22 protein-coding genes are annotated in these 21,304 nt (G+C 67.9%); 21 read left to right on the plus strand and 1 reads right to left on the minus strand.

Going from position 1 to position 21,304, the window contains the following annotated elements; all coding sequences use genetic code 11:
- Positions 1-109: 109 nt before the first annotated feature.
- The 21 genes from TSO5_RS00465 to TSO5_RS00565 all read left to right on the plus strand — a co-directional run bounded on the left by TSO5_RS00465 (position 110) and on the right by TSO5_RS00565 (position 20,688).
- Positions 110-832, plus strand: a complete 723-nt coding sequence (locus tag TSO5_RS00465; RefSeq protein ID WP_109149769.1) for a tRNA (guanine(46)-N(7))-methyltransferase TrmB — start codon at positions 110-112, stop codon at positions 830-832.
- Positions 833-1,095: 263 nt separating this feature from the next.
- Positions 1,096-1,596, plus strand: a complete 501-nt coding sequence (rimP, locus tag TSO5_RS00470; protein WP_085090529.1) for a ribosome maturation factor RimP — start codon at positions 1,096-1,098, stop codon at positions 1,594-1,596.
- Positions 1,597-1,721: 125 nt separating this feature from the next.
- Positions 1,722-3,281 (plus strand): transcription termination factor NusA, encoded by a 1,560-nt coding sequence (nusA, locus tag TSO5_RS00475; RefSeq protein ID WP_109149770.1) that lies wholly within the window; start codon positions 1,722-1,724, stop codon positions 3,279-3,281.
- A 74-nt stretch (positions 3,282-3,355) separates the two neighbouring features.
- Positions 3,356-4,156 carry an RNA-binding protein gene (locus TSO5_RS00480; protein WP_109149771.1) on the plus strand — a complete coding sequence of 267 codons (801 nt, stop codon included), beginning with the start codon at positions 3,356-3,358 and terminating at the stop codon, positions 4,154-4,156.
- 21 nt (positions 4,157-4,177) lie between these two features.
- The gene (infB, locus tag TSO5_RS00485) at positions 4,178-7,033 is read left to right on the plus strand and encodes a translation initiation factor IF-2 (protein ID WP_109149772.1); all 2,856 of its coding nucleotides are present in this window, start codon (positions 4,178-4,180) and stop codon (positions 7,031-7,033) included.
- A gap of 237 nt (positions 7,034-7,270) precedes the next feature.
- The gene (rbfA, locus tag TSO5_RS00490; protein ID WP_109149773.1) at positions 7,271-7,906 is read left to right on the plus strand and encodes a 30S ribosome-binding factor RbfA; all 636 of its coding nucleotides are present in this window, start codon (positions 7,271-7,273) and stop codon (positions 7,904-7,906) included.
- Entirely contained in the window at positions 7,896-8,837 is a 942-nt protein-coding gene (gene truB / locus TSO5_RS00495) for a tRNA pseudouridine(55) synthase TruB (RefSeq protein ID WP_109149774.1), read from the plus strand. Before rbfA ends, truB begins: the two co-directional genes overlap by 11 nt.
- 14 nt (positions 8,838-8,851) lie before the next feature.
- Positions 8,852-9,121: a 30S ribosomal protein S15 gene (rpsO, locus tag TSO5_RS00500; protein ID WP_063635662.1), complete on the plus strand. Its 270-nt coding sequence runs from the start codon at positions 8,852-8,854 to the stop codon at positions 9,119-9,121.
- Positions 9,122-9,471: 350 nt separating this feature from the next.
- Positions 9,472-11,583, plus strand: a complete 2,112-nt coding sequence (gene pnp, locus TSO5_RS00505) for a polyribonucleotide nucleotidyltransferase (protein ID WP_109149775.1) — start codon at positions 9,472-9,474, stop codon at positions 11,581-11,583.
- 122 nt (positions 11,584-11,705) lie between these two features.
- A complete protein-coding gene (locus tag TSO5_RS00510; protein WP_109149776.1) occupies positions 11,706-12,395 on the plus strand; it encodes a YafY family protein in 690 nt (229 codons plus the stop codon).
- 114 nt (positions 12,396-12,509) lie between these two features.
- Positions 12,510-12,941, plus strand: coding sequence for a VOC family protein (locus tag TSO5_RS00515; protein WP_109149777.1), 432 nt, complete (start codon positions 12,510-12,512; stop codon positions 12,939-12,941).
- Positions 12,938-13,408, plus strand: a complete 471-nt coding sequence (locus TSO5_RS00520; RefSeq protein ID WP_199230778.1) for an EVE domain-containing protein — start codon at positions 12,938-12,940, stop codon at positions 13,406-13,408. Before TSO5_RS00515 ends, TSO5_RS00520 begins: the two co-directional genes overlap by 4 nt.
- Positions 13,409-13,641: 233 nt before the next feature.
- Positions 13,642-14,388: a heme ABC transporter permease gene (locus TSO5_RS00525; protein WP_109149778.1), complete on the plus strand. Its 747-nt coding sequence runs from the start codon at positions 13,642-13,644 to the stop codon at positions 14,386-14,388.
- Between the two features lie 2 nt (positions 14,389-14,390).
- The gene (gene ccmD, locus TSO5_RS00530) at positions 14,391-14,639 is read left to right on the plus strand and encodes a heme exporter protein CcmD (protein ID WP_247870510.1); all 249 of its coding nucleotides are present in this window, start codon (positions 14,391-14,393) and stop codon (positions 14,637-14,639) included.
- Positions 14,636-15,100 (plus strand): cytochrome c maturation protein CcmE, encoded by a 465-nt coding sequence (gene ccmE / locus TSO5_RS00535; RefSeq protein ID WP_109074907.1) that lies wholly within the window; start codon positions 14,636-14,638, stop codon positions 15,098-15,100. Before ccmD ends, ccmE begins: the two co-directional genes overlap by 4 nt.
- Positions 15,101-15,107: 7 nt before the next feature.
- Positions 15,108-17,102: a heme lyase CcmF/NrfE family subunit gene (locus tag TSO5_RS00540; protein WP_109149779.1), complete on the plus strand. Its 1,995-nt coding sequence runs from the start codon at positions 15,108-15,110 to the stop codon at positions 17,100-17,102.
- Between the two features lie 13 nt (positions 17,103-17,115).
- Entirely contained in the window at positions 17,116-17,655 is a 540-nt protein-coding gene (locus tag TSO5_RS00545; protein WP_109149780.1) for a DsbE family thiol:disulfide interchange protein, read from the plus strand.
- Positions 17,655-18,137 (plus strand): cytochrome c-type biogenesis protein, encoded by a 483-nt coding sequence (locus TSO5_RS00550; protein ID WP_109149791.1) that lies wholly within the window; start codon positions 17,655-17,657, stop codon positions 18,135-18,137. The genes TSO5_RS00545 and TSO5_RS00550 overlap by 1 nt, the downstream gene beginning before the upstream one ends.
- The gene (gene ccmI / locus TSO5_RS00555) at positions 18,137-19,558 is read left to right on the plus strand and encodes a c-type cytochrome biogenesis protein CcmI (RefSeq protein WP_109149781.1); all 1,422 of its coding nucleotides are present in this window, start codon (positions 18,137-18,139) and stop codon (positions 19,556-19,558) included. The genes TSO5_RS00550 and ccmI overlap by 1 nt, the downstream gene beginning before the upstream one ends.
- Positions 19,559-19,689: 131 nt before the next feature.
- Positions 19,690-20,265 (plus strand): Smr/MutS family protein, encoded by a 576-nt coding sequence (locus TSO5_RS00560; RefSeq protein WP_109149782.1) that lies wholly within the window; start codon positions 19,690-19,692, stop codon positions 20,263-20,265.
- 24 nt (positions 20,266-20,289) lie between these two features.
- A complete protein-coding gene (locus TSO5_RS00565) occupies positions 20,290-20,688 on the plus strand; it encodes a helix-turn-helix transcriptional regulator (protein ID WP_109149783.1) in 399 nt (132 codons plus the stop codon).
- 145 nt (positions 20,689-20,833) lie between these two features.
- Here TSO5_RS00565 and TSO5_RS00570 read toward each other — a convergent pair whose 3' ends face one another.
- On the minus strand, positions 20,834-21,202 hold the full coding sequence (locus tag TSO5_RS00570) for a histidine triad nucleotide-binding protein (protein ID WP_109149784.1): 369 nt from the start codon (positions 21,200-21,202) through the stop codon (positions 20,834-20,836).
- Between the last annotated feature and the right edge of the window lie 102 nt (positions 21,203-21,304).

Raw genomic sequence — 21,304 nt, forward strand, 5'->3', positions numbered from 1 at the left:
AGCGCGTTCGCAGCATAGCACCCGCCGCAAGGCGGATGGACGGCAGGGGCTGGCAACGGCCCCTGCTTTCTTTTGAGGCCCATCCCTTTTCCCGATACAGCGTTCCGACATGACCGACGACAGCACCTCCGGCCCCCTCGCCGAAAGCTCCAACCGCCTGTTCGGGCGCCGCAAGGGCCGGCCGTTGCGCAAGCGCCGGACGGAACTGATCGACGTTCTGCTGCCGCAGCTCCAGATCACGCTGCCGCAGCCCGGCGACCGGCTGGACCCCGCCGGCCTGTTCGACAGCCCGAAACGGGAGGTCTGGCTGGAGGTCGGGTTCGGCATGGGTCATCACCTCGCCTGGCAGGCCGGGCACCATCCGGATGTCGGCTTCATCGGCGCGGAACCCTTCCTCAACGGCATCGCCGGCCTGCTGGGCATGGTCGATGACGACGACCTGCGGAATGTGCGCATCCAGCCCGACGACGCCCGGCCGCTGCTGGACGCCCTGCCCGACGCCTCCATCGGCCGCGCCTTCGTGCTGTTCGCCGACCCCTGGCCGAAGAAGCGCCACGCCGACCGCCGCTTCATCGGGCCTGAGAACCTGCCGCGGCTCGCCCGCGTGCTGAAGGACGGCGCGGAGCTGCGTCTGGCCAGCGACGACATGGGTCTGGTGCGCTGGATGCTTGAACACACGGTGAAGCATCCCGATTTCGAATGGACGGCGCGCCGCCCGTCGGACTGGCGCATCCGCCCCGACGACTGGCCCGCCACCCGCTATGAGGAAAAGGCCATCGCCGCCGGCCGCAAGCCGGTCTTCATGCGGTTCGTCCGCCGCCCGCGAGGCTGACGCATACCCGTTCCGCTTGAGATTCCGGCCGTCCACGGCGATCAGGCCGGAAAAGGCTTGCGGCATCGGACGGAATGACTATATTCACCGCTGAGAACCCATACGGATCGGCGGCCCGGGCAACCGGGCCGGCGAGACGCTTTGCGGGTGGGCTTTTGCCCACTTATTTTTTTATGAGCGTGTGGAAGCACGCGCTTGTTGAACCTTCTGTTGTGGAAACCTCGTCCGGTTCGATCCCGGCCGCAGGCTTTGGGTTAGGTGGAATGGACGCTACAGGTCGCATCGAACAGATCATCACGCCGTCGGTCGAAGCCATGGGCTATGAGGTCGTGCGCGTACAGATCTCCGGCGGCCAGCGGGCGATCCTCCAGATCATGGCGGAGCGCGCCGACGGCGCGCCCATGACCGTCGAGGATTGTGCCGACATCAGCCGTTCCGTTTCGGCCCTGCTGGACGTGGAAGACCCGATCCGCGAAGCTTACACGCTGGAAGTCAGCTCGCCCGGCATCGACCGGCCGCTGACCCGGCTCAAGGATTTCGAGCGCTTCGCCGGCTTCGAAGCCCGGCTGGAAAGCCGCATGGCCATCGACGGCCGCAAGCGCTTCAAAGGCATGCTGAAGGGCGTCGAGGACGGCCTCGTGTGCATCGACACCGAACAGGGAGCCGCCCGGCTGGAGTTCGACAATATCCTGCGCGCCAAGCTGGTGCTGACGGACGAGCTGATCCGCGCCAGCCAGGAGCAGCAGGAGGGCCTGCAGAACTGACGGACCCGTCCATCAGGACGCGCCATCGGACTGCCTGGCCTGGATTGCCTGCCCCCACCCCGCCGACCCGACCGGACATCACGCAAGACCGGCATCACACAAGACCGACTCAGGAAGTGTAACGGATGGAACTGCTGCAAGTCGCTGACGCGGTCGCCCGCGAAAAGAACATCGACCGGGACGAAGTCCTGGAGGCGATGGAGCAGGCGATTCAGAAGGCCGGCCGCTCCAAGTACGGCCACGAGCACGACATCCGCGCCCGCATCGATCGCAAGACCGGCGACATCCATCTGACCCGTCACCTGGAGGTGGTCGAGGCGGTGGAGAACGAGGCGACGCAGGTCACCCTGCCCTACGCCCAGCGCCGCAAGCCCGGCGCCAAGATCGGCGACTTCCTGGTCGACCCGCTGCCGCCGATCGATTTCGGCCGCATCGCCGCCCAGACCGCCAAGCAGGTGATCGTGCAGAAGGTGCGCGACGCCGAGCGCAAGCGCCAGTTCAACGAGTACAAGGACCGCAACGGCGAGATCGTCAACGGTCTGGTCAAGCGCGTCGAATACGGCAACGTCACCGTCGACCTGGGCCGCGCCGAAGCGATCCTGCGCCGCGACGAACTGCTGCCGCGCGAGCATTTCAAGAACGGCGACCGCGTCCGCGCCTATATCTTCGACGTCCGCGAGGAACCGCGCGGCCCGCAGATCTTCCTGTCGCGCACGCATCCCATGTTCATGGCGAAGCTGTTCGCCCAGGAAGTGCCGGAGATCTACGACGGCATCATCGAGATCCGGGCGGTCGCCCGTGATCCGGGGTCGCGCGCCAAGATCGCCGTGCACAGCAACGACAGCTCCATCGACCCGGTCGGCGCCTGCGTCGGCATGCGCGGCAGCCGCGTCCAGGCGGTCGTCGGCGAGTTGCAGGGCGAGAAGATCGACATCATCCCGTGGTCGGGCGAGGCGGCGACCTTCGTCGTCAACGCGCTCGCCCCGGCCGAGGTCGCCAAGGTCGTGCTCGACGACGACAACCGCCGCATCGAGGTGGTGGTGCCCGACGACCAGCTGTCGCTGGCCATCGGCCGCCGCGGCCAGAATGTGCGCCTCGCCTCGATGCTGACCGGCTGGGACATCGACATCCTGACCGAACAGGAAGAGTCGGAGCGCCGGTCGGAGGAAATCCACAACCGCTCCGCCCTGTTCATGCAGGCCCTGGACGTCGACGACGTGATCGCCCACCTTCTGGTCGCCGAAGGCTTCACCTCCGTCGAGGAGATCGCCTTCGTCGAGACCGAGGAACTGGCCGAGATCGAAGGCTTCGACGAGTCGGTCGCCGACGAGCTGAAGCAGCGCGCCCTCGCCTTCCTGGAAGTGCAGGACGAGCAGGCCAACGAGCGTCGCCTGGAACTGGGCGTCGAGGACATTGTCGCCGAGCTGACCGGCTTCACCGCCACGCAGCTGGTGAAGCTGGGCGAGAACGGCGTGAAGACGCTGGACGACCTGGCCGATCTGGCCGGCGACGAGCTGGTCGAGATCCTGAGCAAGGACGGCGCCAAAGACGCTCCTTCGGAAGAGGAAGCGAACGCGATCATCATGGCCGCGCGCGCCCACTGGTTCGAAGGTGAGGAACAGGACGGCGCCGCCACGGCCCCTGCGGCAGATGGCAGCGCTGGTGGTCAGGGCGCGCAGGCCTGACCGGCAGCAATGCCGGTTGGAACTGTGCCCGACAGGAACGATTATTCGGGACCGCGCGAGCGGATGACGATCGGATGACCGAACGGACCGACGAACGGACACCGACCGCCGCCGCGGATGCGGTGCCGGATCAGGAATTGGCACAGGACGAAGGTGCCGGGACGGAACACCTGCCGGCCGACGACGAGAAGGGGCCTCTGCGCCGCTGTATCGCGTCGGGTACGGTCGGGCCGAAGGAGGGCATGATCCGCTTCGTGATCGGCCCCGACGGCGAAGTGGTACCGGACCTGGAGGAACGTCTGCCCGGCCGCGGCCTTTGGGTCACGGCCGACAGGGATGCCCTGGCGAAAGCCGTGGGGAAATCCGTTTTTGCCAAGGCGGCCCGCCGGGCGGTGAAAGTACCGCCCGATCTGGCCGAAAGGCTGGAACGGCTGCTGGAACGGCGTTGTCTGCACGCGTTGGGCCTTGCCCGCCGTGCCGGCCACGTTCTGGCGGGATACGAGAAGGTGCGCGAGGCGTTGAGGGCCAACCAGGTCGGCCGTGCGGGTCCCCCGCCGGCCCTGCTGGTCGAAGCCGCGGACGGCTCGCTCGACCAACGCGGCAAGGTGACGGCGCTCGCGCCGTCGCTGCCGGTGATCGATCTGTTCGAGTCCTCGGCCTTGGCCGCGGCGCTGGGACGCGATCATGCGGTGCATGCCGTGGTGGCGCGAGGCAGGCTGGCCGCTGGGCTGGTCCGCGAAGCGGCACGCCTGAGGGGGCTGAAAGGTCCCCAGGGGCACCTGGACCTGAAAGGTCCCCAAGGGGACCGGGATGCGCACCAGGATTCTGATAAGGGCTTGGGAGTCGGCGATACGGCCGGCCGGCCTGCGATGTAACGTCTGACCATTCGGGAACCGATGACCGACAGCAACGACCAGGACCAGAAGAAAGTCTTGCACCTAACCGGCGCCAGCAAAGGAAAGCTGGAGTCGAAGAAGCCGGTCGAGACCCAGGTCCGGCAGAGCTTCTCCCATGGCCGGTCAAAAGCGGTGACCGTAGAGGTCAAGCGCAAGCGTCATGTTGAAAAGGGCGCCGTGCCCGGCGTCGCCGACGGCGGCGCCGCCGCGCGTCAAGCTGCCCAGGGCCTGCCCATGCGCGGTGCGCTGGGCCAACGGCCCCGCGGCGGCGGTGCCCCTGCCGGGCGCCAGCTGACCCGCGAGGAGCTGGAATCGCGCTTGCGTGCGCTTCGTGGCGCCGCCGCGTTCGAAGAGCAGCGCCGGATCGAGGCCGAGGAAGAAGCGGTCCGCGCCGAAGCGCGCGCCGCCGAGGCCGCCGCCCGCGCCGCCGAAGAGCCTGAAGCCGCTCCGACCGCCCCCTCCGAAGCCGCCGCTCCGGCCGCCGCGGAAGCCCCGGCCCAGGCTGCGCCGGAAATGCCGCCGATCATTCTGGACGCCGATACCTTGCGCCAGCGCGAGCTGGACGAGATGCGCGCCATCCAGGAAGCAGACCGCAAGGTCGCCGAAGAGGCCGAACGCCGCCGCAAGGAGGAAGAGGCCAAGCGCAAGGAAGCCGAGGACGCCAAGCGCCGCGACGCCGAACCGGCGCCCCGCCGCGATGGCGCCCGTGACGGTGCGGGCCGTGACGGCGCGCGTCCGGCCGGTGCCCGTCCGGCCGGCGACCAGCGCCCCGGTGGTGCCGCCGGCCGTCCCGCCGCCGATGCCGCTCCCGGCCGCACGTTGCCCGGTGCCGGTGCTCCGGCCCCCCGCGCCGTCGAGGAAGAGGACGACAACCGCCGCAAGGGCGGTCGTGGTGGCGCTCCGGCCAAGGCCGCTCCCGCCCGTCCCGCCGCCAAGGCTCCCGCCGGCGCCGACCGTCGCAAGGGCACCAAGCTGACCGTCTCGCAGGCGCTCAGCGACGACGGCAGCGATCGCACCCGCTCGCTGGCCGCCGTCCGCCGTGCCCGCGAACGTGAGCGCATGCGGCAGATGAGCCGTCAGGAGACCGCGAAGGTCACCCGCGACGTCGTCCTGCCGGAGGTCATCACGGTCCAGGAACTCGCCAACCGCATGGCCGAGCGCGGTGCGGACGTCATCAAGGCGCTGATGCGCATGGGCGTGATGGCGACCATCAACCAGACCATCGACGCCGACACCGCCGAGTTGCTGATCACCGAGTTCGGCCACCGCGTCCGCCGCGTGTCGGAGTCCGACGTCGAAATCGGCCTGCGTGCCACCGAGGAAGAGGGCGCCATCCTGGTGCCGCGTCCGCCGGTCGTCACCATCATGGGCCACGTCGACCACGGCAAGACCTCGCTGCTCGACGCGTTGCGCCAGACCGACGTGGTGTCGGGCGAGGCCGGCGGCATCACCCAGCACATCGGCGCCTATCAGGTGCAGCTGGAATCGGGTTCGCGCATCACCTTCATCGACACGCCGGGTCACGCCGCCTTCACCGAGATGCGTGCCCGCGGCGCCAACGTCACCGACGTGGTCGTGCTGGTGGTCGCCGCGAACGACGGCGTCATGCCGCAGACGATCGAGGCCATCCGCCACGCCAAGGCGGCCAAGGTTCCGATCATCGTCGCCATCAACAAGTGCGACCTGCCGGACGCCCGTCCGGAGCGCGTCCGTCAGGAACTGCTCCAGCACGAGCTGGTGGTCGAGGAGATGGGCGGCGACGTGCTCGACGTCGAGGTGTCGGCCAAGGCGAAGCTGAACCTGAGCAAGCTGGAAGAGGCCATCCTCCTCCAGGCCGAAATCCTGGAGCTGCGGGCCAACCCCGAGCGCGCCGCCGAAGGCGTCGTCATCGAGGCGAAGCTGGAGCGTGGCCGTGGTTCGGTCGCCACCGTGCTGGTCCAGCGCGGTACGCTGAAGGTCGGCGACGTGTTCGTGACCGGTGCCGAATGGGGCCGCGTCCGCGCCCTCATCAACGACCGCGGCCAGAACGTCAACGAGGCGGCCCCCGCCGTCCCGGTCGAGGTTCTGGGCCTGAACGGCACGCCGATGGCCGGCGACGACTTCACCGTCGTCGAGTCCGAAGCCCGTGCCCGCGAGATCGCCGAGTTCCGCCAGCGCAAGAAGCGCGAAGCGGTGGTTGCGGCCTCCGCCCGCGGTTCGCTGCAGGACATGTTCAGCCGCATCCAGGCCGGCGAGGCCAAGGAACTACCGGTCGTCATCAAGGGCGACGTGCAGGGCTCGATCGAAGCCATCGCCAGCTCGCTGGAGAAGCTCACGGCCGAGAACACCGAGGTCAAGGTCCGCGTCCTGCACAACTCGGTCGGTGCGATCAACGAGTCCGACATCACGCTGGCGAATGCGTCCAACGCGATGATCATCGGCTTCAACGTCCGCGCCAACCCGCAGGCCCGCGACCTCGCCAAGCGCGACGGCGTCGAAATCCGCTACTACTCGATCATCTACAACGTGATCGACGACGTGAAGGCGGCGCTGACCGGTCTCTTGTCTCCGACGCTGCGGGAACGCTTCATCGGCTACGCGACCATCCGCGAGGTGTTCAACATCACGAAGGTCGGCAAGGTCGCCGGTTGTATGGTCACGCAGGGCACCGTCAAGCGCGGCGCCGGCGTCCGCCTGCTGCGCGACAACGTCGTCATTCACGAAGGCACGCTCAAGACGCTCAAGCGCTTCAAGGACGAAGTCAAGGAAGTGCGCGAGGGTTACGAGTGCGGCATGGCCTTCGAGAACTACGACAACATCCAGGCCGGCGATCAGATCGAAGCCTTCGAGATCGAAGAAATCGCTCGCGAGCTGTAACCTGTTCTATTCGCCCGATCCCTTCCGGCATCCTGTCGGGGCGGATCGGGCGACCTTCTTCGCTTTGAAGGGCGCGGGATCAGTCCTGCGCCCTGTTCCTATATTGGGGTGATCGCCACCGCCCTGCTTCCGCCCGGCGGAAGTGGGTGGGGTGGGAGATTGACGGCGCCCATATGTGTGTGATCGGCCGGTGAGCTGACGCAGCCCGGCAAGAGACATCGACGAAAGACACGTACCATGGCCAGCAAGAAGCGCGGCGCGTTCATCGCCGGCAAGCCCCCGTCCCAACGGCAACTGCGCGTCGGCGAGGAGGTGCGCCACGCCCTCGCCGATCTGTTCCGCCGCGGGGACTTCCACGATCCGGAGCTGGCCTCGCTGAACGTCACGGTCACCGAGGTGCGGATCAGCCCCGACCTGTCCAACGCCACCGTCTTCTATTCGACGCTGGGCGGCGAGCGGATGGAGGAGGCCCAGGTCGCCCTGAAGCGCGCGGCCGCCTTCCTGCGCGGGCAGGTCGCGCGCATGGTCAACCTGCGCCATGCCCCGACGCTGAGCTTCGAAGGCGACACCTCCTTCGACTACGCCCACCGTATCGACAGCATCCTGCACAGCCCGGAGGTCGCCCGCGACCTGAGCGGCCATCCGCTGGGCCGCGTCAACGGCGACGACGACCACGACGAGGATGAAGACGAGGACGACTCCTGGGATGAGGACGGCGACGATCTCGGCCCCGACGAGACGGACGAGGACGACGACCTCGACGAAGACGACCACGCCATGCTCGACGACGAGGACAAGGGCGAGGACAGGGGCGAGGATAGGGGCGAGAGCGAAGGCGGGGACGAGAGCCGGGGCGGCCGTCGTGGCTCGTAAGCGCAAGGGTACGCCGATCCATGGCTGGATCGTGCTGGACAAGCCGGAAGGCATGACCTCCACCCAGGCGCTTTCGAAGGTGCGCCGCCTGCTGAACGCCGAGAAGGCCGGGCATGGCGGCACGCTGGACCCGCTGGCGACCGGTATCCTGCCGATCGCGCTGGGCGAGGCGACCAAGACCGTCTCCTACGCCATGGACGGCGCCAAGACCTACCGCTTCTCCATCCGCTGGGGTGAGCGCACCACCACCGACGACCGCGAAGGCGCGGTGATCGACCGCTCCGACCACCGGCCGACGACCGAGCAGATCCGCGCCGCCCTGCCCGCCTTCCTGGGCGAGATCCAGCAGGTGCCGCCGCAGTTCTGCGCCATCAAGATCGACGGCGAGCGTGCCTATGACATCGCGCGCGAAGGCGACGCGGTCGATCTGGCCGCCCGCACCGTGCGCATCGACCGCTTCGAACTGGTCGAGGAACCCGACGCCGACCATGCGGTGTTCGAGGTCGATTGCGGCAAGGGCACCTATGTCCGTTCGCTCGCCCGCGACCTGTCGGAAGCGCTTGGCACGGTCGGCCATGTCGGGCTTCTGCGCCGTTTGCGCGTCGGCTCCTTCACGCTGGACCGCGCGATTTCCCTGGACGAACTGGCCGCCATGGAGCAAGGTGCGGCCGTCGAACGACTTCTGTTGCCGATCGAGACCGCGCTGGACGACATCCCGGCGCTGGCCCTGACGGAAGCGGAAGCGCACCGACTGAGGCACGGCCAGACGGTCGCTCTCCTCACCCGACAGGATCGTGACCGCCTGATGGCGGTTCAGGGTGCTGACGGTGGGGATGGCACCGTCATTGCGCTTTTCGGCGGAACGCCGGTTGCGTTGGCCCGCGTCGAGGGGGCGGAGGTCCGTCCGGTGCGCGTACTCAACCTCACGTGATTTAGGAGACCCCGATGTCGATTACGCCCGAGCGCAAGCAAGAGCTGATCAAGGAATTTTCCCGCGGCACCAACGACACCGGTTCGCCCGAGGTCCAGGTGTCGATCCTGACGGAGCGCATCAGCAACCTGACGGATCACCTGAAGGGCCACAAGAAGGACTTCCACTCCCGCCGTGGTCTGCTGGTGATGGTCGGTCAGCGCCGCCGTCTGCTCGACTACCTGAAGAAGAAGGATCAGTCGCGCTACGCCGCTCTGATCGAGCGTCTGGGCCTGCGCCGCTAATCAGGCGCGCTGTCCCGCTGACGGGTTCGGGTTCCCCTGGCCGGCCACCGGCCGGGGGTTTCCCGCCCAGTCCAGCGGACCATCGAAGATGCCTTTTCCCTGTATCGTTCCGGAACACCTCATTGGTTATTGGCAATAGAAACTCGATCTTGAGCGTTTCGTGACGGACAGGCCGGCCCGATTATTCGGGGACCGGCCTTTTTTGCATCCACGACACTTCTATCTTGATGCGTTTAGTCCTGTTGTCGAACACCATATCTCCAGTTTTCTCGCGGGGTCCTACGACCGATGGCCCCGGCCTTGGGCGGCAATCCGGCCGTTGCAGGGTGTCGGATGGAAGGAAAGAATCCATGTTCACTGTTCATCGCAAAGAAATCGAATGGGGCGGGCGCAAGCTGGTCCTGGAAACGGGCAAGATCGCCCGTCAGGCCAACGGTGCGGTTCTGGTCACCTATGGTGACACCACCGTCCTGTGCACCGCCGTCGCCGCCAAGGCGCCGAAGCCGGGCATCGATTTCTTCCCGCTGACCGTCAATTACCAGGAAAAGGCGTTCGCGGCCGGCAAGATCCCCGGCGGCTTCTTCAAGCGCGAAGGCCGTCCGACCGAGAAGGAAACGCTGGTCAGCCGCCTGATCGACCGTCCGATCCGTCCGCTGTTCGCCGATGGCTTCCGCAACGAGACGCAGGTCGTCTGCACCGTGCTGAGCCATGATCTGGAGAATGATCCGGACGTCGTGGCGATGGTCGGCGCCTCGGCCGCCCTGACGATCTCCGGCATCCCGTTCCTGGGTCCGATCGGCGCCGCCCGCGTCGGCTACAAGAACGGCCAGTATATCCTGAACCCGACCATGGACGAGGTCGAGGACAGCGACCTGGATCTGGTCGTCGCCGGCACCGTCGAAGGCGTGCTGATGGTCGAATCGGAAGCCAAGGAGCTGACCGAAGAGGTCATGCTGGGCGCCGTCATGTTCGGCCACACCAATTTCCAGCCGGTGATCAACATGATCATCGACCTGGCCGAGGAAGCCGCCAAGGAGCCGTGGGACCTGCCGGAGCCGGCCTATGACCGCAAGGCCCTGAAGGCCCGCCTGCGCGAGACCGTTGGCGCCGCCGTCGAGGCCGCCTACACCGAGACGGTGAAGCAGAGCCGCTATGAGAAGGTCGGCGCCGCCAAGGCGAAGGCCCTCGAGACGCTGGCCGAGGAATTCGACGCCCAGTCGATCGGTTTCGAGTTCAAGGAGCTTGAGGCCGACATCCTGCGCGGCGCCGTCCTGAAGACCGGCCGCCGCATCGACGGCCGCGACACTAAGACCGTGCGCCCGATCGTGTCGGAAGTCGGCATCCTGCCGCGCGCCCACGGTTCGGCCCTGTTCACCCGCGGCGAGACCCAGGCGCTGGTCGTCACCACGCTGGGCACCAGCCAGGACGAGCAGATCATCGACGCGCTCGAAGGCGAGTACCGCGAGCACTTCATGCTGCACTACAACTTCCCCCCGTATTCGGTGGGTGAAGCCGGCCGCATGGGCAGCCCGGGCCGCCGCGAGATCGGCCACGGCAAGCTGGCGTGGCGCGCGATCCATCCGCTGCTGCCGAAGAAGGAAGACTTCCCCTACACGCTGCGCGTCGTGTCGGAAGTCACGGAGTCCAACGGCTCCTCCTCAATGGCCACCGTCTGCGGCACCTCGCTGTCGCTGATGGACGCCGGTGCGCCGCTGGCCCGTCCGGTCGCCGGCATCGCCATGGGCCTGATCAAGGAAGACCACGGCTTCGCCGTCCTGTCGGACATCCTGGGTGACGAAGATCACCTGGGCGACATGGACTTCAAGGTCGCCGGCACCGAGGTCGGCGTCACCGCGCTGCAGATGGACATCAAGATCACCTCGATCACCGAGGAGATCATGAAGATCGCGCTGGGTCAGGCCAAGGACGGCCGCCTGCACATCCTGGGCGAGATGTCGAAGGCGCTGACCGGCGCCCGCGAAGGCGTCAATGAGAACGCCCCGCGCATCACCGTCATCAACATCCCGAAGGAGAAGATCCGCGACGTGATCGGCTCCGGCGGCAAGGTGATCCGCGAGATCGTGGAGCAGACCGGCGCCAAGATCGACATCGACGACGACGGCACCGTCAAGGTTTCGGCCGTCGACCAGAAGAAGTCGGACGCCGCCATCGAGTGGATCAAGGGCATCGTCGCCGAGCCGGAGATGAACGTCGTCTACACCGGCAAGGTGGTGAAGGTCGTCGATTTCGGCGCCTTCGTGAACTTCCTGGGTTCGCGCGACGGCCTCGTCCACATCTCCGAACTGGCGCAGCAGCGCGTCGGCAAGGTGTCGGACGTCGTGTCGCAGGGTGACTCGGTGAAGGTCAAGGTCATCGGCTTCGACGACCGCGGCAAGGTCAAGCTGTCGATGAAGCAGGTCGATCAGGCCACCGGCGAGGACCTGACCAAGAAGGCGGAGTGATCCGCCGATAGGTTCGGGAACGCCCGGCAATTGCCGGGCGAGACCTGCCATGAAGAGGGGCGCTTCCCATCGGGGAGCGCCCCTTGTCATTATGAGACCCCCTTTCCTTTTCGCAGTTCCCGATGTCGCGCGCCGAACGACTCCTCGATCTGATGCAGGTTCTGCGGCGGCATCGCCAGCCAGTCAGCGGCAAGTCGCTTGCCGGCGAGCTGGGAGTCAGCCTGCGCACGCTCTATCGCGACATCGCCACGCTGCAGGCGCAGGGTGCGATGATCGAGGGGGAGCCGGGGGTCGGCTATCTGCTGCGCGCCGGTTTCCTGCTGCCGCCGCTCATGTTCACCGAGGAGGAGGTGGAGGCGCTGGTGCTGGGGTCGCGCTGGGTGGTGGACCGCGGCGACAGCAGGCTGGGTGGGGCGGCGCGCAATGCGCTCGCCAAGATCGCCGCGGTGCTGCCGCCGGACAAGCGCGAGGGGCTGGACGGCTCCGCCCTGCTGGTCGGCCCGGGTGAACCGATCCCGGCCGGTGACACGGAACTGGCGACCATCCGCAGCGCCATCCGAACCGAGCGCAAGCTGGAGATCGCCTACCGCGACCGTGACGGGTCGGAAAGCCGGCGCATCGTCTGGCCCTTCGCGCTGGGCTTCTTCGACCGGGTGCGGGTGATGGTGGCGTGGTGCGAGCTGCGCCAGTCCTTCCGCCATTTCCGCACCGACCGCATCGTGGCGCTGACCGCCAGCGAGACCCGCTATCCCCGCCGCCGACAGGCGATGCTGAAGGAGTGGCGCACGGCGGAGGGCATCCCGCAACGGTGACACCATGCTGACGGAAACTGTCAGCATGTCGGCTTAGTCTTGGCTTTGCCGGTGAGGGCGACGAACGGATCGAACCGACCGCCCCACCCCAATCCTTCAAGACCGGAGCCAGCCATGACCGCGACCCAGACCGTCACCAACACCGCCGCCCTCGCCCTGGATTTCGTCCTGCTCTACGTCGACAGCCCGGCCGCCAGCGCCGCCTTCTACGCCGACCTGCTGGGCCGTCCGCCGGTGGAAGCCTCCCCCACCTTCGCCATGTTCAAGGCGGGCAACGGGCTGATGCTGGGCCTGTGGTCGCGCCACACGGTGGAGCCGGCATCGACCGCCCCTGGCGGCGGCGAGATCGCCTTCACCGTCGCCGACGAGGCCGCGGTGCGCGACTTGCACGCCGACTGGAGCGCCCGTGGATTGACCATCCTGCAACAGCCGACGGCGATGGATTTCGGTCATACCTTCGTTGCACAGGACCCCGACGGCCACCGTCTGCGCGTGTTCGCCCCCAACCAGGGTGAGGAAGCCCAGTCCGAACAGGTGCGGTCGTGAGCGGCGGCAGCGCGCGCACCGGCGCCCAGATGGCAGCCTGGATCGCGGTGGCCAGCGCCGAGCATGTGCGGCGCGGCCGGGCCGGTGGCTTCATGCAGGTCTGCCACGGCAAGGCGGCCCCGCTGCGGCGGATCCGGCCGGGCGACCGGGTGGTCTACTACTCCCCCACCGACAAGTTCGGGGCGGCGGATGGGCTGAAATCCTTCACCGCCATCGGCACCGTCCTGCCGGGCGAGCCCTATCAGTTCGACATGGGCGGCGGCTTCATTCCCTTCCGGCGCGACGTGTCCTGGTGGCCGGCTGAGGAAGCGCCGATCCAGCCGCTGCTGCACCAACTGGAGTTGACCGCTGGGGTGCGGAACTGGGGCTATCCCTTCCGCTTTGGCCTGCTGCCGGTCAGCCTGGGCGATTTCGACCGGATCGCCGAGGCGATGCGGGCGGCGGTGCGGGAGGACATGGCGGCCTGATCGCATAAAAATCACCGGCGGACAGGGATGAAAATCCCTGCCGCCGGCGTCTGACGGGGAGTGAAACAGGCACCTGCAATGGCCTGAGGCGCCTGATACCTTTGTGTAAGAGTACGAATGAATGGCGAATCTTCCTGACCGAGATCAAGGCGAAACCCCTCGCAGTCCGCCATACATGCGCTTATATCGTCGGCAAGCCTGACCAAGGTCACCTGTACCGGGGCCATCGTTCTATGCATCGTTTCGCCAATCCCGCCCGCTTCCTGCGCCTTTCGGCCGTGCTGCTGCCATGGTGCGCCGGGGCGACCGTGATCCTGACGATCCTCGGGCTGTGGCTCAGCCTGTTCAGCTCGCCGCCCGACTATCAGCAGGGCGAGACGGTGCGGATCATGTACATCCATGTGCCCGCCGCCTGGATGAGCATGTTCATCTACACCAACATGGCCATCGCCGCCGCGGCGGGTCTGGTGTGGAAGCATCCGCTGGCCGACCTGTTCGCCAAGGCCGCCGCCCCCATCGGCGCCGGCTTCACCTTCGTCTGCCTGGTGACCGGGTCGCTGTGGGGCGCGCCGATGTGGGGCACCTGGTGGGTGTGGGACGCGCGGCTGACCAGCGTGCTGATCCTGTTCTTCCTCTATCTCGGCTACATGGCCCTGGTGAACGCCTTCGACGATCCGCAACGCGGCATGAAGGCCGGCAACGTCCTGCTGCTGGTCGGCATCGTCAATGTGCCGATCATCAAGTTCTCGGTCGATTGGTGGAACACGCTGCACCAGCCCGCCAGCGTCGTGCGCATGGGCGGTCCCAGCATCGACCCCAGCATGCTGACGCCGCTTCTGGTGATGGCCAGCGCCTTCACCGCCTATTTCCTGTCGGTCGTCATGCTGCGCGTGCGCACCGAGATCGCCCAGCGCAAAATCCAGACGCTGCGGCTTTCGGTCGCCGGTGACGGCGCCGTGGCGGACGGGATGCGGGGGTAAGGATGATGAGCGAATTCTTCCACATGGGCGGGTACGCCGCCTACGTCTGGCCGGCCTACGGCATCGCCACCCTGGTCCTGCTGGGCCTGCTGGCCGCCACCTGGAAGGGGCTGCGCAACGCCGAGGCGACGCTGAAGGCGCTGGAAAGCGCCCGCCCGGCCCGCCGCCGCACCCGCAATGGCCCCAATAATGCTGGCCGCAAAGCGGCCGATCAGAACGCCGGAACGCCGGCGGAAGCGAGCGAAGGATGACCCGCAAGAAACGCCGCCTCTACATGCTGGGCCTCGCCCTTCTCGGGCTGGGCACCGCGACCGCCCTGGCGCTGACCGCCTTCCAGGACAACATCGTCTTCTTCTACAGCCCCAGCCAGTTGCAGGCCCAGCATGTGGGTGACCGCAATTTCCGCCTGGGCGGGCTGGTCGAGGAAGGCAGCGTGCAGAAGCTGCCGGACGGCGTCACCACCTCCTTCCGCGTCACCGACACCGCCAACACGGTGGACGTCCGCTATCGCGGCCAGCTGCCCGACCTGTTCCGCGAGGGTCAGGGCGTGGTGGCGGAGGGCAAGATGACCGGCGGCGTCTTCGTCGCGCGCGAGGTGCTCGCCAAGCATGACGAGAACTACATGCCGCCGGAGGTGTCGGAGGCGTTGAAGCAGGCCGGCGTCTACAAGAAGCCGGCGGAGTCCGAGACCAAGACCGCGAAGAAGGAGTAGCGGGCCCGTGATCCCCGAACTCGGCCATTACGCGCTGGTGCTGGCGCTGTTCGTCGCACTGGTGCAGTCGGTCCCGCCGCTGGTCGGCGCCGCCACCCGCAACACCGCCTGGATGAACGTCGCGGTGCCCGCGGCGATCGCCCAGATGATGCTGGTGCTGATCGCCTACGGCGCCCTGACCTGGGCGCATGTGGTGTCCGATTTCAGCGTGCTGAACGTGGTGCAGAACAGCCACTCGGCCAAGCCGATGCTCTACAAGGTGTCGGGCGTCTGGGGCAACCACGAGGGCTCGATGATGCTGTGGATCGTCATGCTGACGATCTTCGGCGCCGCCGTGGCCATGTTCGGGCGGAACCTGCCGCCGACGCTGAAGGCGCGGGTTCTGGCGGTCCAGGGTTTGATCGGGGTCGGTTTCCTGCTGTTCATCCTGATCACCTCCAACCCCTTCATCCGCGTGGTCCCGGCGCCGCTGGACGGCAACGACCTGAACCCGCTGCTGCAGGACCCCGGCCTCGCCTTCCACCCGCCCTTCCTTTATGCCGGCTATGTCGGCTTCTCCATGGCCTTCTCGTTCGCGGTCGCCGCGTTGATCGAGGGGCGGGTCGATCCCGCCTGGGCGCGCTGGGTGCGGCCCTGGACGCTGGCGGCCTGGTCGACCCTGACCATGGGCATCGCCATGGGCTCCTGGTGGGCCTATTACGAGCTGGGCTGGGGCGGCTGGTGGTACTGGGACCCCGTCGAGAACGCCTCCTTCATGCCCTGGCTGGCCGGCACGGCGCTGCTACATTCCGCCATCGTGGTGGAGAAGCGTGACGCGCTGAAAAGCTGGACCATCCTGCTGTCCATCGTCACCTTCTCGCTGTCGCTGATGGGCACCTTCCTGGTGCGCTCCGGCATCCTGACCTCGGTCCACGCCTTCGCCGTCGATCCCAAGCGCGGCATCTTCATCCTGGTGCTGCTGGCGGTCGCCACCGGCGGCTCGCTGCTGCTCTACAGCCTGCGGGCGCCGTCGCTGAAGGCGGGCGGGCTGTTCGCGCCGATCAGCCGCGAAGGGGCGCTGGTGCTGAACAACCTGCTGCTGTCGACCGCGACGGCGACGGTGTTCATCGGCACGCTCTATCCGCTGTTCCTCGACATCATGAAGCTGGGCAAGGTGTCGGTCGGCGCCCCCTTCTTCAACGCCACCTTCGTTCCGGTCGCCATCCCGGTGGTGATCGCCATGGTGGTCGGCCCCTACCTGTCCTGGAAACGGGCGGATCTGGGGTCGGCGTTGACCCGGCTGTGGGTGGCCGGCGTCGCCGTGGTGATCGCCGTCGCCATCACCGCCTATGTCAAGGCGGGCGGCGGACCGCTGATGGCGCTGGTCGGTATGGCGCTCGCCGCCTGGGCCTTCGTCGGTTCTCTGGTCGAGTTCGCCGACCGCATCGCCCTGTTCCGCACCTCTTTCCGCAACAGCTGGAACCGCGCGGTGCATCTGCCGCGCAGCGCCTGGGGCATGACCATCGCCCATGCCAGCATCGGCCTGTCGATCCTGGGCATGACCGGCACTTCCGCCTGGCAGACGGAGTCCATCACGTCGATGAAGCCGGGCGACCAGACCAGCGTCGCCGGCTACGAGTTCCACTTCGACAGCGTCGGGCTGGTGAACGGCCCGAACTTCAAGGCGGAGCGCGGCATCTTCACGGTGACGAAGGACGGACGGCCCATCGCCACGCTGGAGCCGGAGCGCCGCAGCTACAGCACCACCCGCATGACCACCACGGAATCGGCCATCCACACCACGGTCTTCTCCGACCTGTATGTGGCGCTGGGCGACCCGACGCAGAACGGCACCGCCTGGATCGTCCGCATCTATCACCACCCGCTGGTGCCGTGGATCTGGATCGGCGGCGTTGGGATGATGCTGGGCGGGCTGGTGAGCCTGACCGACCGTCGCTTCCGCATCGGCGCGCCCGAACGCCGCCGGGCGGCCGGAAAATCGGCCCCGCTTCCGGCCGAATGAGGACCAAGACACGATGCGCCGCCTTCTGTACCTGCTGCCCTTCCTGCTGTTCATCGGGGTGGGCGTGGCCTTCTACCTGGGGTTCGAGCGTGACCCGCGCGACATCCCGTCGGCCCTGATCGACAAGCCGGCCCCGACCTTCGACCTGCCGGCGATCCCGGGTCAACCGGCCACCGCCGGCCTGTCCTCGGCCAAGCTGAGCGGCGACGTGACGCTGGTGAACGTCTTCGCCTCCTGGTGCATCCCCTGCAAGGCGGAGCATCCCGTCATCACCCGCCTGTCGCGGGAGCAGGGGGTGACGGTCTACGGCATCAACTACAAGGACAAGCCGGAGGACGCGCTGACCTGGCTGTCGCGCAACGGCAACCCCTATGCCGCCATCGGCGCTGACCAGGACGGCAGGGTGTCGATCGACTGGGGCGTCTACGGCGTGCCGGAAAGCTACCTGATCGACCGCAAGGGCCGCATCCGCTTCAAGCATGTCGGCCCGCTGACCCCGCAGGTGGTGGAGGAGCAGATCCTCCCCATGGTCAAGCATCTGAGGCAGGGATGATGAAGCGCATCCTTCTCGCCGCCCTGCTGGCGCTGTCGGCCTTGTCCTCCGCCTTCACGCCCGCCCTGGCCGTCCAGCCGGACGAGGTGCTGCAGGACCCGGCGCTGGAATCCCGCGCCCGCGCCATCAGCCAGGAACTGCGCTGCCTCGTCTGCCAGAACCAATCGATCGACGACAGCAACGCGCCGCTGGCCCGCGACCTGCGCCTGCTGGTGCGCGACCGGCTGAAGGCCGGCGACAGCGATAACAAGGTGATGGAATTCGTCACCGACCGCTACGGCGACTATGTCCTGCTGCGGCCGCCCTTCAAGGCGACCACGCTGGTGCTGTGGATCGGCCCCTTCGCCGTGCTGCTGCTGGGTGCGGCCGGCACCTTCCTGTTCCTGCGCGGGCGGCGCGGTGTCGCCGCCGGCGCCGATACCGCCCCCCTGAGCGCGGATGAGCGGCGGCGGCTGGACGCCCTGCTGCGGAAAGACGACTGATGCTGTTCTGGATTTTCGCCGCCGTCCTGACCGCGGCCGTTCTGCTGCTGCTCGTGCCGCCGCTGCTGCGGTCGGCAGGATCCGGCCCCGACCGGGAAGAGTTCGACCGCGAGGTCTATCGCGACCAGCTGGACGAGCTGGAACGCGACCGGGCGCGTGGCCTGATCAACGACGCCCAGGCCGAAGCGGCCAAGGCGGAAATCGCCCGGCGCATGCTGGCAACCGCCGAGAAGGGCGGCAACGACGGTGCGCCGACGACGGTGCGCAGCGGTCGCCTGCTGGCGGTGCTGCTGGCGCTGGTGCTGCCGGTCGGCGCGCTCGCGGTCTACGGCTCGGTCGGCCGCCCCGACCTGCCGGCCCAGCCGCTGGCCTCCCGCAATCTGGAGCAGGAGCGCGGCGGTCCGCCCAAGAGCGTGCTGGCCGCCATGGACAAGCTGAAGGCCCAGCTGGCCGAGAACCCCAACGATCTGCAGGGCTGGCTGATCCTGGGCCAGGCCTATGCCAAGATGGGCCGCAATGCCGATGCGGCCGACGCGCTGCGCCACGCCGTCGCCCTGAACAAGGACGATGTCGAGATCCAGGGCCTGTTCGGCGAGACGCTGGTCTCCGCCAACGACGGCATGGTCCCGGAAGAGGCGGTGGCCGCCTTCGACGCCGTGCTCGCCAAGGAGCCGAAGGACCCTCGCGCCCGCTTCTTCGCCGCCCTTGCCCGCTTCCAGGCCGGCGACCAGCAAGGGGCGCTGGACCGCTGGAGCGCGCTGATGGCGGAATCTCCCGCCGACGCGCCGTGGGTGCCGGTGGTCCGCGACCAGATCCGCGAGGCCGCGGTGGCGCTGAACCTCGACCCCGCCAAGGTGACGCCGCAGCCGCTTCCGCCGGAACAGAAGGAGCAGGCGGCGCAAGGTCAGCCGGGTGGCCCGCAGGCCGCTCCCAACGCCGCACCGAACGCTCCTGCCAGCATGGCCGGCCAGGACGAGATGATCCGCGGCATGGTCGCCAACCTCGCCGCCCGGCTGGACGCCGACCCCTCCGACGTCGATGGCTGGCTGAAGCTCGCCCGCTCCTATGGCGTGCTGGGCGAGCCGGCCAAGGCGCTGGACGCCGCCCGCAAGGCGCGCGAGCGGGCGCCGCAGCGGGCCGACGTGCAGCTCGCCTACGCCAACGCCGTGCTGCAGACCCAGCCGCGCAACGAGACGCCGAAGCCGCTGCCGGAAGAGGCGACGTCCGCCCTGCGTCTGGCGCTGAAGGCGGAGCCGGACAACAAGGACGCGCTGTGGCTGCTCGGCCTCGACGCCATGATGTCGGGCCGCAAGGACGAGGCCGAGGCCCATTGGAGCAAGCTGATCAGCCAGTTCAAGCCGAGCGACCCCGAATACACTCTGTTGAAGGGGCGTTTGGACGCGTTGAAGGCGGGCGGCTGACCGCCGCCGCCACCATCCTTTCTCCGGACGCCTTTTCTTTCGCGTTGCGGCAACACACATTGACAGGGGCGGGCCGACGGGCTTTATCCGTCGGCACCGCCCTTTTCGTTTCCGCAGAAGGTTCCGCGCCGATGACCCGCAGACGACTGCCCACGCCCGACGAGCGGCGCCTGTGGCGGCTCGCCATGCGCGACGCCGAACCGATGCCCGGCCGCGTGGTCGAGGCTGAGCCGGAACCTGTGGCGACCATGGCGGAACTGGTGGAGGAGCCGGTGGCGACCAGCCTCGCCCCGCCGCCGACCGCAAGGCAGTTCCCTTCCCCGCCCCGTCCTGCCCGGCCGAGCCATCCGCCGCTGATGCCGGGCTCCACCGCCAACATCGACCGCCGCACCGGCGACCGCTTCCGCCGCGGCGAACTGGAGATCGACGGCCGCATCGACCTGCACGGCATGACCCAGGCCCAGGCCCACCACGCGCTTGCCGCCTTCGTCCACCGCGCCTGGAACGAAGGGCGGCGCTGCGTTCTGGTCATCACCGGCAAGGGCAGCTTCGGTGGTCTCGGCGTTCTGCGTCAGGCGACCCCCCGCTGGCTGGCGGATCCGGCCCTGCGCCCGATGGTGCTGGCGATCCAACCGGCCCGGCCGAAGGATGGCGGCGACGGCGCGCTGTATGTCTTGATCAAACGGCGGCGCGACCGTAAGGACTGAGTCCCACACAGTCAGGGACTCCACATGACCCCGTTCGGCGAACGGGTCCGGTCGCTGCGCGACGCCAAGGGCGTGACGCTGAAGCAGATGGCGACCGACCTGTCCATCTCGTCCGCCTATCTGTCGGCCCTGGAACATGGCAAGCGCGGCCAGCCCTCGCCGCAGCTGGTCCGGCAGATCTGCGCCTATTTCGGCATCATCTGGGACGAGGCGGAAGAGCTGGAACGGCTGGCGGATCTGTCGCATCCCCGCGTGACCGTCGACACTGCGGGGCTGAGCGCGAGAGCGACCGAGCTTGCCAACCGGCTGTCGGAGCGCATCGGCGATCTGGACGAGGAGCGGATCGAGGCGATCCTGGCGATTTTGGATGCGGTCCCGCCGAGGAAAGGCACGCGGCGGCGGGTGGGGGTGCGGCGGCGGTGATGGAATTGCGGGGATGTCGGCTTCGAATGCCCCCTCCCCGACCCTCCCCCGCTTCGCGGGAGAGGGAGTTGAGCACGATAGCGGCGGAGTTCCCTCTCCCTCGAAGAGGGGGAGGGTTAGGGAGGGGGCAAAACGCTGAACGCCCTCAAGCCTTCCCGATCATCCGCCCCAGGTCGCGGCCGGCGAACAGGTGGATGTGCAGGTGGGGCACTTCCTGATGCGCGGCCTCGCCGCAATTGGACAGAACGCGGTAGCCGGGGCCGTCGGCGCCGACCATGCGGGCGACCTCGCCCACCGCGCGGAACAGGCCGGCGATTTCGGCATCCGACGCCTTTGCGGTGAAGTCGTCCATGTCGACATAGGCGCCCTTCGGGATCACCAGCACATGGGTCGGCGCCTGCGGGTCGATGTCGTGGAAGGCGAGCGCGTGTTCGGTCTCGTGCACCTTCTTGCACGGGATTTCGCCGCGCAGGATGCGGGCGAACACGTTGTTGGCGTCATAGCTCTTGGCCATCGCATGCGTCCTCTTGGTGGGGTATAGCGCGACATTGACGGTGAGGTGCGCGCGTCAATGAGGATGAGGTGACGGTCGCGCTTGGTGTCGCTCATGGTGCTC

Source organism: Azospirillum sp. TSO5, from assembly GCF_003116065.1.
GTDB lineage: Bacteria > Pseudomonadota > Alphaproteobacteria > Azospirillales > Azospirillaceae > Azospirillum.

Coding starts and splice junctions, on each gene's coding strand:
- TSO5_RS00465 (WP_109149769.1), top strand. CDS start 110: ATGACCGACGACAGCACCTCCGGCCCCCTCGCCGAAAGCTCCAACCGC.
- rimP (WP_085090529.1), top strand. CDS start 1,096: ATGGACGCTACAGGTCGCATCGAACAGATCATCACGCCGTCGGTCGAA.
- nusA (WP_109149770.1), top strand. CDS start 1,722: ATGGAACTGCTGCAAGTCGCTGACGCGGTCGCCCGCGAAAAGAACATC.
- TSO5_RS00480 (WP_109149771.1), top strand. CDS start 3,356: ATGACCGAACGGACCGACGAACGGACACCGACCGCCGCCGCGGATGCG.
- infB (WP_109149772.1), top strand. CDS start 4,178: ATGACCGACAGCAACGACCAGGACCAGAAGAAAGTCTTGCACCTAACC.
- rbfA (WP_109149773.1), top strand. CDS start 7,271: ATGGCCAGCAAGAAGCGCGGCGCGTTCATCGCCGGCAAGCCCCCGTCC.
- rpsO (WP_063635662.1), top strand. CDS start 8,852: ATGTCGATTACGCCCGAGCGCAAGCAAGAGCTGATCAAGGAATTTTCC.
- pnp (WP_109149775.1), top strand. CDS start 9,472: ATGTTCACTGTTCATCGCAAAGAAATCGAATGGGGCGGGCGCAAGCTG.
- TSO5_RS00510 (WP_109149776.1), top strand. CDS start 11,706: ATGTCGCGCGCCGAACGACTCCTCGATCTGATGCAGGTTCTGCGGCGG.
- TSO5_RS00515 (WP_109149777.1), top strand. CDS start 12,510: ATGACCGCGACCCAGACCGTCACCAACACCGCCGCCCTCGCCCTGGAT.
- TSO5_RS00525 (WP_109149778.1), top strand. CDS start 13,642: ATGCATCGTTTCGCCAATCCCGCCCGCTTCCTGCGCCTTTCGGCCGTG.
- ccmD (WP_247870510.1), top strand. CDS start 14,391: ATGATGAGCGAATTCTTCCACATGGGCGGGTACGCCGCCTACGTCTGG.
- ccmE (WP_109074907.1), top strand. CDS start 14,636: ATGACCCGCAAGAAACGCCGCCTCTACATGCTGGGCCTCGCCCTTCTC.
- TSO5_RS00545 (WP_109149780.1), top strand. CDS start 17,116: ATGCGCCGCCTTCTGTACCTGCTGCCCTTCCTGCTGTTCATCGGGGTG.
- TSO5_RS00550 (WP_109149791.1), top strand. CDS start 17,655: ATGAAGCGCATCCTTCTCGCCGCCCTGCTGGCGCTGTCGGCCTTGTCC.
- ccmI (WP_109149781.1), top strand. CDS start 18,137: ATGCTGTTCTGGATTTTCGCCGCCGTCCTGACCGCGGCCGTTCTGCTG.
- TSO5_RS00560 (WP_109149782.1), top strand. CDS start 19,690: ATGACCCGCAGACGACTGCCCACGCCCGACGAGCGGCGCCTGTGGCGG.
- TSO5_RS00565 (WP_109149783.1), top strand. CDS start 20,290: ATGACCCCGTTCGGCGAACGGGTCCGGTCGCTGCGCGACGCCAAGGGC.
- TSO5_RS00570 (WP_109149784.1), bottom strand. CDS start 21,202: ATGGCCAAGAGCTATGACGCCAACAACGTGTTCGCCCGCATCCTGCGC.